The organism is Pseudomonadota bacterium, from assembly GCA_016719885.1.
In the GTDB taxonomy this organism is placed as follows: Bacteria; Pseudomonadota; Gammaproteobacteria.
On the sequence record JADJYF010000001.1, the window covers coordinates 348,288 to 363,482 of the forward strand.

The 15,195-nt window shown below is 66.4% G+C and carries 13 protein-coding genes; 11 read left to right on the top strand and 2 right to left on the bottom strand.

All coding sequences use genetic code 11. The features are described from left to right. Positions 1-107: 107 nt before the first annotated feature. From IPM80_01615 to IPM80_01650, 8 genes are read left to right on the top strand one after another with little or no spacing between them, the layout of a single operon-like run. The gene (locus tag IPM80_01615) at positions 108-1,724 is read left to right on the top strand and encodes an electron transfer flavoprotein-ubiquinone oxidoreductase (GenBank protein ID MBK8957142.1); all 1,617 of its coding nucleotides are present in this window, start codon (positions 108-110) and stop codon (positions 1,722-1,724) included. A gap of 12 nt (positions 1,725-1,736) precedes the next feature. Further along, positions 1,737-2,054, top strand: a complete 318-nt coding sequence (locus IPM80_01620) for a (2Fe-2S)-binding protein (protein MBK8957143.1) — start codon at positions 1,737-1,739, stop codon at positions 2,052-2,054. A gap of 22 nt (positions 2,055-2,076) precedes the next feature. Continuing rightward, positions 2,077-3,288 carry an FAD-dependent oxidoreductase gene (locus IPM80_01625; GenBank protein ID MBK8957144.1) on the top strand — a complete coding sequence of 404 codons (1,212 nt, stop codon included), beginning with the start codon at positions 2,077-2,079 and terminating at the stop codon, positions 3,286-3,288. A gap of 49 nt (positions 3,289-3,337) precedes the next feature. Beyond that, the gene (locus IPM80_01630; protein ID MBK8957145.1) at positions 3,338-3,658 is read left to right on the top strand and encodes a 2Fe-2S iron-sulfur cluster binding domain-containing protein; all 321 of its coding nucleotides are present in this window, start codon (positions 3,338-3,340) and stop codon (positions 3,656-3,658) included. Positions 3,659-3,717: 59 nt separating this feature from the next. Beyond that, on the top strand, positions 3,718-4,359 hold the full coding sequence (gene maiA, locus IPM80_01635; protein MBK8957146.1) for a maleylacetoacetate isomerase: 642 nt from the start codon (positions 3,718-3,720) through the stop codon (positions 4,357-4,359). A gap of 35 nt (positions 4,360-4,394) precedes the next feature. Then, positions 4,395-5,435 carry a peptidase M29 gene (locus IPM80_01640; protein MBK8957147.1) on the top strand — a complete coding sequence of 347 codons (1,041 nt, stop codon included), beginning with the start codon at positions 4,395-4,397 and terminating at the stop codon, positions 5,433-5,435. A 28-nt stretch (positions 5,436-5,463) separates the two neighbouring features. Beyond that, positions 5,464-6,714 (top strand): acyl-CoA dehydrogenase family protein, encoded by a 1,251-nt coding sequence (locus tag IPM80_01645; GenBank protein ID MBK8957148.1) that lies wholly within the window; start codon positions 5,464-5,466, stop codon positions 6,712-6,714. After that, on the top strand, positions 6,714-8,228 hold the full coding sequence (locus tag IPM80_01650) for an AMP-binding protein (protein ID MBK8957149.1): 1,515 nt from the start codon (positions 6,714-6,716) through the stop codon (positions 8,226-8,228). Before IPM80_01645 ends, IPM80_01650 begins: the two co-directional genes overlap by 1 nt. Before the next feature lie 30 nt (positions 8,229-8,258). Here the strand turns inward: IPM80_01650 and IPM80_01655 are convergent, their stop codons facing one another. Further along, positions 8,259-10,622 carry a TonB-dependent receptor gene (locus IPM80_01655; GenBank protein MBK8957150.1) on the bottom strand — a complete coding sequence of 788 codons (2,364 nt, stop codon included), beginning with the start codon at positions 10,620-10,622 and terminating at the stop codon, positions 8,259-8,261. Positions 10,623-10,868: 246 nt separating this feature from the next. Between IPM80_01655 and IPM80_01660 the strand changes: the two genes are divergently transcribed. The 3 genes from IPM80_01660 (at position 10,869) to IPM80_01670 (ending at position 14,394) form a co-directional block, all read left to right on the top strand. Beyond that, positions 10,869-12,554, top strand: a complete 1,686-nt coding sequence (locus IPM80_01660; protein MBK8957151.1) for an FAD-dependent oxidoreductase — start codon at positions 10,869-10,871, stop codon at positions 12,552-12,554. Beyond that, positions 12,547-12,738 (top strand): hypothetical protein, encoded by a 192-nt coding sequence (locus IPM80_01665; GenBank protein MBK8957152.1) that lies wholly within the window; start codon positions 12,547-12,549, stop codon positions 12,736-12,738. The genes IPM80_01660 and IPM80_01665 overlap by 8 nt, the downstream gene beginning before the upstream one ends. A gap of 132 nt (positions 12,739-12,870) precedes the next feature. Continuing rightward, on the top strand, positions 12,871-14,394 hold the full coding sequence (locus tag IPM80_01670) for a fumarate hydratase (GenBank protein ID MBK8957153.1): 1,524 nt from the start codon (positions 12,871-12,873) through the stop codon (positions 14,392-14,394). A 121-nt stretch (positions 14,395-14,515) separates the two neighbouring features. On the opposite strand, the gene IPM80_01675 is transcribed toward IPM80_01670, so the two are convergent. Beyond that, complete coding sequence (locus IPM80_01675) at positions 14,516-15,178, bottom strand: phosphoadenosine phosphosulfate reductase family protein (protein ID MBK8957154.1); 663 nt, start codon at positions 15,176-15,178, stop codon at positions 14,516-14,518. Between the last annotated feature and the right edge of the window lie 17 nt (positions 15,179-15,195).

Here is a 15,195-nt window from a genome sequence, read left to right on the forward strand (position 1 = left end):
GGTGACGGGCGGCACGCGCCTGCCGGCGCTCGCATTAATCAAGACAAGAGGGCCGGCACGCGCCAAGCGTCAGCGGCCAAGGGAGAGGTGCCGTGGAACGCGAAGCGATGGAATTCGACGTCGTCATCGTCGGCGGCGGGCCTGCCGGCCTGTCGGCGGCGATACGCCTGCGTCAACTCGCCATGCAGCATGGCGAAGAGCTCACCGTCTGTGTGCTCGAGAAGGGGTCCGAGATTGGCGCCCACATCATGTCCGGCGCGGTCATCGAGCCGCGCTCTCTCAACGAACTCATTCCCGACTGGCAGGCCAAGGGCGCGCCGCTCAATACGCCGGCCGGAGAAGATCGCTTCCTGTTCCTGACCGAGTCCAAGGCCTACAAGCTGCCGACGCCGCCGCAGATGCACAATCACGGCAACTACATCGTCAGCCTCGGCAACGTGTGCCGCTGGCTGGCGGAGCAGGCCACCGAACTCGGCGTCGATATCTATCCCGGCTTCGCCGCCGCCGAAGTCTTGTACCACGATGACGGCTCGGTGAAGGGCGTCGCGACCGGCGACATGGGCCGCACCCACGACGGTGAGGAAGGCCCCAATTTCGCGCCGGGCATGGAACTGCATGCGCGCCAGACGCTGTTCGGCGAGGGTTGCCGCGGTTCGCTGACCAAGACCCTGTTCCAGCGTTTCAACCTGCGCGATGGCGTCGACCCGCAGGTGTTCGGCATCGGCATCAAGGAACTGTGGGAAATCGAACCCAGCCTGCATAGACGTGGTTCCATCACCCACACCACCGGCTGGCCGATGGACATGAAGACCTACGGCGGTTCGTGGACCTATCACCTCGAGGACAACCTGGTCTCGATCGGTTTCGTGGTCGGCCTCGATTACCAGAACGCCTACCTGTCGCCGTTCGAGGAGATGCAGCGTTTCAAGACCCATCCCGAGATCCGCAAGCAGTTCGAGGGCGGTCGTCGGCTGTCCTATGGCGCGCGCGCGATCAGCGCCGGTGGCTTCCAGTCCATTCCCAAGCTGAGCTTCCCCGGCGGCCTGTTGATGGGTGACTGCGCGGGCTTTCTGAACGTGCCCAAGATCAAGGGCACCCATACCGCCATGAAGTCCGGCATGACGGCCGCCGAGGCGGTGTTCGATGCCTTGAAGGGCGGCCAGCCGGCGGGGCAGGAAGTCAAAGCCTATGCCGAGCGGCTGTCGCGTACCTGGATGTGGGATGAGCTCTACCGCGTGCGTAACATCACGCCCTCGTTCCACTGGGGCTTGCCGGCGGCGATGGCCTATTCGGCCATCGACACCTACCTGTTCCGCGGCAAGGCGCCGTGGACCTTGCGCCACCGTCCGGATCACCTGCAGCTGAAGCCGGCCGCCGAGTGCCAGCCGATCAACTACCCGAAGCCCGATGGCGCGTTGACTTTCGATCGCCTCTCGTCGGTGTTCCTCTCCAACACCAACCACGAAGAAGATCAGCCCTGCCATCTCACGCTGCGCGACACCAACGTGCCGGTGGCGGTGAACCTCGCGCGCTATGCCGGCCCCGAGCAGCGCTACTGCCCGGCCGGGGTCTACGAATTCGTGCAGGAAGGCAGCGAATCGCGCCTGCAGATCAACGCGCAGAACTGCGTGCACTGCAAGACCTGCGACATCAAGGACCCGACGCAGAACATCAACTGGGTGACGCCCGAAGGCGGCGGTGGCCCCAACTATCCCAACATGTGAGCCGAGTAGAACATGCCCAAGGTAACCTACCGTCAACAGGACGGCAGTGAGCAGACCATCGATGTGCCCGTCGGCTGGAGCCTGATGGAAGCTGCCATTCAGAACAACATCGCCGGCATCGTCGCCGAGTGCGGCGGCGGCTGCGCGTGCGCGACCTGCCATGTGTACGTGGTTGACGGCGCCGGGCTGCCGCCCATCGCCGACATGGAAGGCGACATGCTGGAGTGCACGGCGGCCGAGCGGCAGGCCAACTCGCGCCTGTCCTGCCAGATCAAGATGGCGGCCGACATGGACGGTCTGGTGGTGCTGATCCCGGCGCGCCAGACCTGACGTCGTGACCGGCAAAGCGCCCATCATCGTGGTCGGCGCCGGCCAGGCCGGCCAGCAGATCTGCGACTCGCTGCGCAAGGGCGGCTACGACGGTCACCTCATGCTGCTGGGGGACGAGCCCTGCTTGCCCTACCAGCGGCCGCCCTTGTCCAAGAAATTCCTGACCGGCGGCCTCGAGGCCGAGCGCCTGCTGCTGCGTCCGGCAAGCTGGTACGAACAGCAGCGAATCGACGTGCACCTCGATACGCGCGTCGAGCGCATCGACCGCGCGGCTTGCCGCCTGCGACTTGCGAGCGGCGAAGCGCTGACCTACAGCGGCCTCGCGTTGGCGACCGGCACGCGCGTGCGGCCAGTCACGGTGCCGGGCGCGGACGCGGCGGGCATCCATTACGTGCGCAGCCTGGCCGACGGCCAAAGCCTGGCCGCGGCCTTGAGCGGTGCGCGACGCGTGGCCGTGATCGGCGGTGGTTTCATCGGTCTCGAAGTGGCGGCCATCGCCCGCGAACAGGGCCGCGAAGTGGTGCTGATCGAAGCGCTGGAGCGGCTGATGGCGCGCGCCGTGGCGCCGCAGGTGTCGGCCTTCTACGCCGCGCTGCATCGTGCCCACGGCGTCGAGGTGCTGCTCGGCACCGGCGTCGACGCCATACGCAGCGCACAAGGCGAACACACGCTGGTGACCAGCAGCGGCGCCGAATACACGGTCGACCTCATCGTCGCCGGCATCGGCGTGGTGCCGAACAGCGAGCTCGCCGAGCAGGCCGGGCTCGAGTGTCGCAATGGCATCGTGGTCGACGATTGCGCGCGCACCAGCGATCCCTTGATCGTGGCGGCCGGTGATTGCACCTGGCACATGAACGGTTTCCTGAAACGCGAGATCCGCCTGGAGTCGGTGCAGAACGCGGTCGACCAGGCCAAGGCGGCGGCCGCCAGCCTGCTCGGCCAGAGCGCGGTGTATTGCCAGGTGCCGTGGTTCTGGTCCGACCAGTACGACGTCAAGCTGCAGATCGCCGGTATCGGCATGCCGCACGACCAGGCGGTGGTGCGCGGCGATGCGGCGAGCCATGCGTTTTCGGTGTTCTATTTCCGCGCCGGCACGCTGGTCGGCGTCGATTCGCTGAACAAGCCGGCCGAGCACATGGCGGCGCGCAAGCTGCTGGCCCAGGGCACGCCCTTGAGCGCCGCGCAGGCCGGCGACCTCGGCGTCGATCTCATGCAGGTGGCGCGCGGCGCTTGAACGGGCCGCGCCAGGTTCGAATAAAAAACACGGAGCGAGGAGTGAGGCAATGCCGAAGATAATTTACGTCGACATCAATGGCGCGCGGCGCGAATGCAACGTGGCCAACGGCGTATCGGTCATGGAAGGCGCCATCCAAAACGGCATCGCCGGCATCCTGGCCATCTGCGGAGGCAGCTGTGCGTGCAGCACCTGCCACACCTACATCGACCCGGCGTGGATGGACCGCGTGGGACCGGCCAGCGACATCGAGGACTCGACGCTCGAGCTCGCCTACGATCGCAAGCCCAATAGTCGCCTGTCGTGCCAGATCGAAGTGACCGACGCCCTCGACGGGCTGGTCGTGCACGTGGCGCAGAACGACGGTTGAGCACGGCATGATGCGCGGGCCGGCGGCAAGCAAGCGTCGCGCGGCGTGGCAGTGACGCCATGCGCGAACTCCACGACTTCCATCGCTCGAGTTCCGCGCATCGCGTGCGCATCGCGCTGGCCCTGAAGGGGCTCGACTACAAGGCCGTGCCGGTGGCGCTGCAGGACGGCGAGCATCTCGAAGCCGACTATCGCACCATCAATCCGCAGGGCCTGGTGCCGGTATACAGCGACCCGCAGATCCTGCTCAGCCAGTCATTGGCCATCATCGAGTACCTGGACGAAACCCATCCGACGCCGCCCTTGCTGCCGGCCACGCCGCTCGAGCGCGCGCGTGCCCGGCAGTTCGCGCTGCTGGTGGCCGCCGACATCCAGCCGCTGACCGGCCTGCGCGTGATGAGTTACCTGCGCGACGCCTGCCGCATGGACGTTGCCGCGCGGCGCGGATGGTTCAACCATTGGCTGATGGAAGGCCTGGACGCGCTGGAGCTGTGGCTGACGGCAAGCGAGCGCGGCGCGCGCTTTTGCGTGGGGGATGAACCGACGATTGCCGACGTGTGCCTGGTGCCGCAGCTGGAAGTGGCGCGGCGCAGCGGTATCGACGTCGACGAGTTCCCGCGGCTGGCGGCGGTCGAGGCGCGCTGCCTGGCCCTGCCGGCGTTCGTCGCGGCGCGCGTCGGGGCGCCTGCACCGTCGTCTTGAATTTTTGCGCCTTGCGCGCGTAGGGGGATCTCGCGATGTTGAACGATCAAATCGAGCAGCGCTGGCTGGCCGCTTTCATCAAGGTTTTCGAACTGTGCAAGGTGCAGGCCGGCGAGCAGGTCGCGCTGTTGGCGGAAAGCCAGTCGCGGGGTTTGAACATCGCCCTGGCACGGCTCGCGCTCGAGCAACTCGGTACCCACCCGGTCACCGTCACGGTGCCGACACCGGCCCAAGGCGCGCCGGTGCCGGTGCGCTCGACCGGCGCCAGCCAGGCCCTGAACGGTCAGGGTGCGGCGGTGGCGGCGCTGAAAGCGAGCAGCCTGGTGGTCGATCTCACCGTCGAAGGCTTGCTGCACGCGCCGCAATTGCCCGACATCCTCGGCGCCGGCGCGCGGGTGTTGATGGTCTCCAACGAGCATCCCGATGCCCTCGAGCGCCTGGTGCCGCGCGCCGAGGACGAAGCGGTGGCGCGCGCCGCCATCAAGGCATGTCGCACCGCCAGCAGCATGCGCGTGACGTCGCGCGCCGGCACCGAGCTTGCCATCGATCTCACCGACGCGCGCACCGGCGGCGTGTGGGGCTGGGCCGACAAGCCCGGCATGTTGTCGCACTGGCCCGGCGGCATCGTCGTCAATTTCCCCAAGCCGGGTTCGGTGAACGGGCGCCTGGTGATGGACGCCGGCGACATCAACCTGACGTTCAAGCGTTACCTCGTCAGCCCGGTGGAACTCGTCATCGAGAACGACTTCGTGACGGCCATCAATGGCACCGGCACCGATGCCGAACTCATGCGTCGCTACCTCGCCGCGTGGGGCGACGCCCACGCCTACGGCGTCAGCCATGTCGGCTGGGGTCTGAACGAACGCGCGCGCTACGAGGCGCTCGCCATGTACGACCAGCGCGATACCAACGGCACGGAACTGCGCGCCTTTGCCGGCAACTTCCTCTATTCGACCGGCGCCAACGAAGTCGCCGGGCGCTTCACCGAAGGGCATTTCGATCTGCCGGTGCGCAACTGCACGGTGAGCCTGGACGGTCGCGCGGTGGTTGAGGACGGCCAACTGGTGAAGGCATGACGCGCGCACGCGGCGCGAGGTGACAGGCATGACAATGAGTGAAGACGCGCCCATCTTCGACCCCGCGGCGTTTCGCCTCTCGGTGCAGGAAGCCGAACTCACGACGTTGGCGCGACGCCTCGGCCAGAACAAGTTCGCGGCGCGCGCCGCGATCTTCGATCGCGAGGCGCGTTTCCCGACCGAGAATTACCACGATCTTCGCGCCGCGGGACTGCTCGGCATCTGCGTGCCGCGCGAGCATGGCGGCTTCGGCGCCGATTACCGCGCCTACGCGCTGACCGCCGCCGAGATCGGCCGCTACTGCGGCGCCACGGCGCTGACCTGGAACATGCACGTGTGTTCCTGCCTGTGGAGCGGGCCTCTGGCCGACGGCATGGACATGAGCGCCGACGAGCGCAGCGAGCACCAGCGGCGGCGGGCGCTGCATTACGCGCGCATCATCGGCGACGGCGCCATCTACGCGCAGCCGTTCTCGGAAGGCGGCACGGCGGCGGCGGGCGCGGTGCCGTTCGCCACCACCGCGCGTCGCGACGGTGACGGCTGGCGCTTGAGCGGGCGCAAGATCTTCGCGTCGCTGTCGGGCAGCGCCGATTACTACGGCATCCTGTGCACCGAGGCCGAGGGCGACGCCGCGCTGTCGCGACGCAATACGATGTACGTCGCGGTGCCGGCCACGGCGCCGGGTCTCACCGTCACCGGCGAATGGGACCCGCTCGGCATGCGCGGCACCGTGTCGCGCACGCTGTTGCTGGACAACGTCTACGTCAGCGCCGACGAGGCCTTGATGCCGATGGGCGTGTACTACCAGGCGGCCATACGCATGCCGCACATGTTCATGACCCTGACGCCGACCTACATCGGCATTGCGCAGGCGGCCTACGATTTCACTGTGCGTTACCTGCGTGGCGAAGTGCCGGGGCAGGGCGGCGACAAGCGCCGTGGCTCACCGTCCAAGCAGCACAACATCGCCGAGATGCAGATCCGTCTCGAGCAGACCAAGAGCCTGTGGTTCCAGGCCGTATCCGAAGCGCGTATCGACCCCACGCGTGAGCAGGTGATGCGCGCCTACGCCGCGCAGTTTTCCGCCATGGAAAACGCCAACGAGCTGTGCCAGCTCGCGATCCGTACCTGCGGTGGGCAATCGATGTTGAAGTCGCTGCCGCTGGAGCGGCTCTATCGCGACAGTCGCTGCGGCTCCCTGATGCTGCCATGGAGCGCGGACCTGTGTCTCGAACGCATAGGTCGCGATGCCCTGTACCTGCCGGGCGAGAGCGACTAGTGCAAGCTTTCGCCGATTGGCTGGACCATCACGCGGCACGCACGCCGGCCAAGCCGGCGCTGATCTTCGAAGACCACTCGATAAGTTACGCCGAACTCGCGGCGCGCAGCGCGCGCCTTGCTGCGTGGCTGCAGAACGAGCGCGGCCTGGCGCCCGGCGCGCGCGTCGCGTGGCTGGGTTTCAACACCCCGGAACTGGTGGCGATGCTGTTCGCCTGCGCGCGCACGGGTCTCGTCATGCTGCCGCTCAACTGGCGTTTGTCCGACGAGGAACTGGCGGCCATCGTCGCCGACGCCGGCGCGGCGCTGGCGGTGGTAGACCGCAGCTGCGCCGATCGCGCCGAAGCGCTGGCCGGCGTGCCGCTGGTCTACGCGCGCGAACGGCGCAAGGGCTTTTCCCGCCTGCCCGACGAAGACAGCGATCCCGGATTCGCCGCCAGTTCGTTCGCGGCGCCGGAGCGCGGCGTGCTGTTGATCTATACCTCCGGCACTACCGGGCGCGCCAAGGGCGCGCTGCTCACGCAGGATGCGCTGTGCTTCAATGCGCGCAATTCGCAGCACATGCACGACATGACGGCCGCGGATCGCATCCTGACCGTGCTGCCGATGTTCCATGTCGGCGGCCTCAACATTCAGACCCTGCCGGCACTGGAATGCGGCGCGACGGTGATCCTGGAGGCGCGCTTCGAACCGGCGCGTACGCTGGACCTCATCACGCGCATGAAGCCCACCCTGACGGTGCAGGTACCCGCCACCCTGGTGGCATTGCTCGCCGATCCAGACTGGCGTACCACCGATCTCGGCAGCCTGCGTGCCTGCGCGACCGGCTCGACCGACGTACCCTTGCCGCTCATCGAGGCGCTGCACGCGCGCGGCGTGCCGGTCATCCAGATCTACGGCGCCACCGAGACCGGGCCGGTCGCCATCTACCAGCGCATCGAACATGCCCTTAGCCACGCCGGGTCCATCGGGCGCCGTGGCCTGCACACCGAGGTGCGCCTGGTGGACGAAGCGGGACGCGATGTCGCCGATGGCGTGCCGGGCGAGGTGCTGGTGCGTGGGCCGCACCTGGCCTGTGGCTACTGGGATCAGCAGGCGCGTGAAGCGGTGCCCTTCGTCGACGGCTGGTTCGCGAGCGGCGATGTCGCCGAGCGTGACGCCGACGGTTTCTACTGGTTCAAGGACCGTCGCAAGCACGTGATCATCTCGGGCGGCGAGAATATCTACCCGGCCGAACTCGAGCGCGTGATCGCGGTGAGTGGCCTGCTCCGCGAAGCGGCGGTAGCGGGACGCGCCGACCCTCACTGGGGCGAAGTGCCGGTGGTGGTGGCGGTGCGCGCCAGCGCCGAGACCGAGCGCGAAGACGTGCTCGGCCTGTTCGACGGGCACCTGGCACGTTACAAGCAACCGAAGGACGTGGTGTTCGTCGATGCCCTGCCGCGCAACGCGATGGGCAAGGTGGAAGTGCAGAAGCTCAAGGAACTGGTGAGAGGCGAGCAGCCCGGCGGCGCGTGACGCGCCGCCGGGAGCGTTGATGTCAGGTCATCAGAAATTGTAGCGGATGGTGCCGCCTACCCAGCGCGGCAGACCGTAATACTGCTCGGTCATGCCCAGCACCGCGCCGAGGTCGAAGGTCTGCACCAGGTAGCGCACGTCGGCAATGTTGTTGACGAACACGGCCGCCTCCCACTTTTCATCCAGCGTGGTGTAACTGAAACGCGCATCGCCGATGATGTAGCCCTTCTCGGTGCTGGCCTCGGCCTTGGTCAGGCTGAAGTAGTGCTTGGAGCGGTAGCGGAAGTCCGCCTGCCAGGCGAGCTTGCCGTCCATGTAGGGCCACGAGTAGCGCAACAGGCCGTTCAAGTTCCACTTCGGCGACTGCACCGGCTTGGTGTTGGCCGCGCCCAGCGGTCCCGGTCCGTCGAGGTCGACCTGCTTGACCTTCACATTGAGGTAAGCGGCGCCCAGCAGGAAATCCAGTCCTTCGATCGGTGACGCCTGGAACTCCGCTTCCACGCCATGACTGCGTGCGTCGGCATTGGTGATGAAGGTCGTCAGGCCGACGATCTGGAAAGCCTGGTAGTCGTGGTAGTCGTAGTAGAACGCCGAGGTGTTGAGGCGCGCCTTGCCGTTGAACAGCTCGACCTTGTAACCGACTTCGTAGGCATCCAGCTTCTCGGACTTGAACTTCATGTTGTTGTCGGTCAGCGGAATCACGCCGCCCGCCGGACCGAAGCTGCCGAAGTAGTCGGTGACGTCGAGTGGCGCATTGAAGCCGCCGCCCTTCACGCCACGATTCCAGCCGGCGTAGGCCAGCGAATCCTCGGTGGGTTTGAAGTTCAACTGCGCCTTGGCCGACCACAGGCTCTTGTCAATCTCGCCGTCATAGGTGCTCAGATTGGCAATGATGTTCTGGTTGCCATTGCGCATGCGCTCGCCGGGCTGGAAGTCGACCAGGTTCGACTCGTAGTGATGCTCCTTGTTCTCGTCGATGTAGCGGAAGCCGACGATACCGGTCAGTCGATCTGTAAAGTCGTATTCCGTCTGGCCGAACAGCGACCAACTGTTGGTCTCGGTGCGGTACGGGTTGTCGATGCCGAGCGGCGTGCCGTCGCCTTCGAAGACCGTGCCGTCAGTCCCGAGTATCGGACCGAATCCGCCGCCGGGCGCGTCAATCAGCGGACCGGTGAAGCCGAGGCCGCCGAGGATGCTCTGGTTGCCCGGCCTGGTGCCGTCCCAGATGCCGCTCATGAGCGGTTGTTCGGCGCCGTTCGCATCCCTGACCTTGACGCGCAGGTAGAAGAAGCCCGCCACCCAGCGCATCTTGTCGGCATCGCCGTTCAAGCGCAGTTCCTGCGAGAACTGGTCGGCGTCGGTGTTGAGGAAGAAATTGAAATCCTCGAACGGCGAGGCGTCGGAGTCTTCGATGTAATCGCGCTTGACCTCGCTGTAGTCGGTGATGGAGGTCAGCTTGATGTTGTCGCGGAAATTCCACTTGAAGGTGCCGGACACGCCGAGGGTATGCATGTCCTGGAAGCCGAAGCGGTTGTAGTCGCCAGAGAACTCGTCGTCGTCGCCGTCGCGATAGCCGTTGAAATTGCCGAGCCCGGGCGTGTAGAAGCCGTTGCCCTGGGCGTCGGGACGGGTCGAGACGTTTTCCCAGAAACCGGTGCGCACCTGCTGCAGGGAGCCACGCACGTTGAGCAGCAGCTCGGTGTCTTCGGTCGGCAGGAACAAGAGCTGGCCGCGGCCGGCGTAGTCGTTGTTGTTGCCGATGTCGTCGCCCAGGATGCGGTTGTTCACGTAGCCGTCGTCGTGGTTGGTGGCCAGCGCCACGCGCGCGCGCACCTTGTCGGTGACCGGGCCGCCGAACGCGCCCTGGAACTTGGCCTGGCCGTAGTAGCCGCCCTGGGCTTCGGCATAGCCGTCGTACTCATCGGTCGGCTTCTTGGAAATGTAATGCGCGAGGCCACCGGTGGCGTTGCGACCATAGAGCGTGCCTTGTGGGCCGCGCAGGATCTCGACGCGATCAAGGTCGAACAATTGGAAACCCGCGCTCGACATCTGGCTCAGGTACACGTCGTCGACATAGATCGAGACCGGGCTTTCCTGGTTGGTGACGAAATCGTTCTGCGCGACACCGCGTATGCCGAGTGCGAAGTTGGAGGGGCCATTGGGTTGGATGGTGCTGACGCCCGGCGCGAGGCCGGTGACTTCCTGGGCACTGCTGTAGCCGAGCTGTTGGATCTGCTTGCCGGTGTAGGCCGACACGGCGATACCGACGTCCTGTGCGCTTTGTTCGCGCTTCTGCGCGGTGACAGTGACTTCCTCCAGCACCTCGGCGTGGGCCGCCGTGGCGGTCAAGGACGCGATGGCCGCGGCGAGCGCGGCCCGTTGGAAAGTGGCCATCGTATTAACCCCTGTTCTAAAGACTGGTGACTTTCGGTTAGCCTCCTGCCCCGACCAACCGGCGCGAGGTGCGCGGCTGTCCCGCGTTCGCATCGTTGGCGGCAGTATAACAACCCCCTTTTGGAGGGTCGATACAGCGATTTATCGGATAGTTATGAAGAAAAGCTTAAGCACAGAAGCAGCAGACGCGAGGCGCATGGCCCGCCGCGCCGCCACGCGCTGCCAGCGGGTACACGGCGGCCGCCCGTGACCCGTCCCGCCGCCCAGCCGCGCTCGCTGTACTTCGAGTACCCGCATTTCGACTTCGTGCGTCCGCCCGAATTGGACGGGCAGGGCGTGCGTCATGCGGTCGCGGTGGTCGGCGCCGGGCCGGTCGGACTGACGACGGCCCTCGAACTCGCGCGGCACGGCGTCAGGGTGGTGGTGCTGGACGACAAGGCCAGTGTCAACGACGGCAGTCGCGCCATCTGTATCGCGCGCCACAGCCTCGAGGGCCTGCAACAGCTCGAGGTGGCCGAGCGCTTCATGCAAGAGGGGCTGCCGTGGACGCACGGCACATCCTATTTCCGCGGACAGCCGGTGTACCGGCTCGAGATGCCTCATGACGATGACCAGCGCTTTCCGCCCATGCTCAACCTGCAGCAGCAGTACATCGAACAGTTCCTGGTCGAGCGCGCGACGCGGGAGCCCTTGATCGAATTGCGTTGGCAGAGCCGTGTGCAAGGCGTCTCCAGTGGCGTGGACGAAGTCACGCTCGAGGTCGCGACGCCCGACGGCGACTATCGCCTGGTGGCCGATTACGTCGTTGCCGCCGATGGCGCGCGCAGTGCGGTGCGCCAGGCGCTGGGCCTCAAGCTCAAAGGCGCGGCGCACGAGGGCCGCTACGTCATCGTCGACGTGAAGATGGCCATGGACCATCCCACCGAGCGGCGCGCCTTTTTCGATTGTGCGGGCAATCCGGGCGCGACGGTGCTGGTGCATCGTCAGCCGCGCGATATCTGGCGTATCGATTACCAACTCGACGAGACGGACGATGAAGCGAGTGCGCTCGCCGAGCCCGCCATTCGTGCCAAGGTGGCGGCCATCGTCGCCATGCTCGACGAAAGCGCGCCGTGGCAGCTCGAGTGGTGGAGCATCTACAAGGCCTACACCTTGTGTCTCGACGACTATCGCCACGGACGCGTGATGTTCTGCGGCGATGCCGCGCACCTCGTGCCTATCTTTGGCGTGCGCGGCTTGAACTCGGGTTTCGCCGACGCGCTCAACGTCGGCTGGAAACTCGCGGCGGTAGTGCGCGGCCAGGCCAGCGAGGCGCTGCTCGACAGCTACACGCCCGAGCGACGCGGCGCGACCCTGGATATTTTCGCCCAGGCCACCAAGAGCACGCGCTTCATGTCGCCGCCGACGCGTGGCTACCGGCTGTTGCGCGACGCGGCCCTGGCGCTGGCGCTCGACCACGACTTCGCGCGCCGCTTGCTGGACCCGCGCCAGTCGCAACCCTACTCCTACGCCGACAGTGCGCTGTCCATGCCTGATGGTGAGGGTTTCAGCGGTGGTCCTCCGGTCGGTGCGCCGCTGCCCGAGCGGCGCTGCGGTGAGCCGGGCTACTTGCTGTCGCACCTCGGCCGGGGTTTCACCCTCATCTATTTCAGCGACGATGGCAGCGCGCCGGCCGAACTGCGCGCGGCATGCGCCACGCTGCACGTCGGCGACGCGCCGGCGCGCGTGCTGGTGATCTCGAAAAGCGCGGACGCCGCCACGCAGAGCCTGCTCGACGCCGACGGTCGACTGTTCGCGGCCCACGACGCGATTGCCGGCAGTTGTTACCTGGTGCGGCCCGATCGCCATGTCTGTGGCCGCTGGCGGCAGTGGCAGCCCGAAGCGTTGAACGCCGCCTGCGCACGCGCCATGGCGAGGCCTCGGCATGTTTGAGCACGGTCTGCCGGCGGCCGATTTCGAACTGGCCTACGAGCAGTTGGCGGCCGCGCTGGACCGTGTCGGCGAATCCCGCGAAAGCGAATTCCTGGCGCGTCTCGCACTGCTGCTGATGCAGGCCGCGCCGGAGCGAGAGGCGGTGTTGGCCGCCATCCGCGCCGCCGAAGCCGCGCTCGCCTGAGGCGCGCGGCCGGCGCCGCTATACGGCGGGCAAGACATTGGCGGACAATGCGCGGCCGGAATTTCTCACGGTCGAGCGCGCCATGGCCCCGTGGCCGACGAGGCGCGCTCGCCAATGCCCTGGAGTATCGACGTGAACGCAATCAAAGCCGCTGATGTGATCCAAAGCGTGGCCGACGCGCTGCAATACATCTCCTACTACCATCCGCCGGATTTCATCAGGAACGTGGCGCGCGCCTATGAACTGGAAGAATCCAGCGCGGCCAAGGACGCGATGGCGCAGATCCTGATCAATTCGCGCATGTGCGCCGAAGGCCACCGCCCCTTGTGCCAGGACACCGGCATCGTCAACGTGTTCTGCAAGGTCGGCATGCAGGTGCGCTGGGCGGACGACATGTCGCTGGAGGACATGATCAACGAAGGCGTGCGGCGCGCCTACAACCATCCCGACAACAAGCTGCGCGCCTCGGTGCTGTCCGATCCGGCCGGCGCGCGCAAGAACACCAAGGACAACACCCCGGCCGTCATCCATGTACAACTGGTGCCGGGCCATGAAGTCGACATCACGGTCGCGGCCAAGGGCGGCGGTTCGGAGAACAAGTCGAAGTTCGTGATGCTGAATCCCTCCGACAGCATCGTCGACTGGGTGCTTAAAACGGTGCCGACCATGGGCGCCGGCTGGTGTCCGCCGGGCATGCTCGGCATCGGCATCGGTGGCACCGCCGAGAAAGCCATGCTGATGGCGAAAGAGTCCTTGATGGACGACATCGACATGCAGGAACTGATCGCGCGCGGGCCGAGCAACCGCATCGAGGAACTGCGCATCGAACTGTACGAGAAGGTCAACGCGCTCGGCATCGGTGCGCAGGGTCTGGGCGGTCTGACCACCGTGCTCGACGTCAAGATCAAGGATTATCCGACCCATGCGGCCTCGTTGCCGGTGGCGATGATCCCGAACTGCGCGGCGACCCGTCACGTGCATTTTCATCTCGACGGTTCGGGCGTCGCGCATCTGCCGGTGCCCAAGCTCGAGGACTGGCCGAAGATCACCTGGTCGGTCGGTAACGCGCGGCGCGTGAACCTCGACACCGTGACCGCCGAGGAGATCCAGAACTGGCAGCCGGGCGAAACCATCCTGCTGTCCGGCGCCATGCTCACCGGCCGCGACGCCGCCCACAAGCGCATCGAGGAGATCTTCGCGCGCGGTGAGTCGCTGCCGGCGGGCGTCGATTTCAACGGTCGCTTCATCTACTACGTGGGCCCGGTCGACCCGGTGCGCGAGGAAGTGGTGGGACCGGCCGGCCCGACCACCGCCACGCGCATGGACAAGTTCACCGACATGATGCTTGCCAAGACCGGCCTGCTCGGCATGATCGGTAAATCCGAGCGTGGGCCGGTGGCCATCGATGCCATCAAGCGTCACAAGGCGGTGTACCTGATGGCGGTCGGTGGCGCGGCCTACCTGGTGTCCAAGGCCATTCGCCAGGCACGCGTGGTGGCGTTCGAGGACCTTGGCATGGAAGCCATCCACGAATTCGTGGTGGAGGACATGCCGGTGACAGTGGCGGTGGACAGCCGTGGCGTGTCGGTACACGACACCGGGCCGCGCGAATGGCAGGCCCGCATCGGCAAGATCCCGGTCAAGGTCGAGGCCTGAAAAGCAAGAAAGCACGCACGGCGCCGGGCCGTGCGCGATGGGGAGAGAGCGTTGGTCGTCCGGGGCTGGCGTTCAGGTGGCACGCGGCCATCGCCGCGCGCCATGCTTGCCCGGCATCAAATCACTTCAGCAGTTGCAGTCCGCATTCGAGCTTGGCGCCGGGCTTGGTCGGGTCGACATAGTCCTCGTTGTCGGGCACGCCTTGCTGGCCAAGGTACTCGGCCAGCGCCTGTTCATTCCATTCGAACACCGGCGCCACGCGCAGCGTGTTCTGGGCGCCGCGTGACACCACGCCGAGGCCGCTGCGGAATTCGTTCTGGTCGCGACGCACGCCGGTGAACCACACGTCGGGTTTGAGTTCATTGAAGGCGCGCTCGAAGGGTTCGAGCTTGGTTTCGTGGACGAAACGCGCGAACTGCGGGCTTTCGATGGCCGGCAGGCCGCCGTTGGCGGCGCGTCGTGCGACCGTGACGTGGGGCGTATAGGTGCGCAGGTTGAGCTTGAGGCGCTCGCGCAGTTCTTCGATGTAGCGGTAGGTGGCCGGCGTGTTGTAGCCGGTGTCGACCCATATCACCGGGATGTCGGGGCAGGCGCGGGTGACCATGTGCAGCAGGGCGGCGGCGCGGGGACGGAAATTGGTCGAGACCACCGGGTTGCTGGCGCGCGCCAGCGCCCAGGTGATGATCTCGGCCGCGCTCGACCCTTCCAGGTAGGCATTCGCCTCGGCGATATTGGCCGGCAAGGTCAGCGGATTGGCGCTGAAGGTGGCGTTGATGAGGCTCATGGGCCCGTCTCCATCCC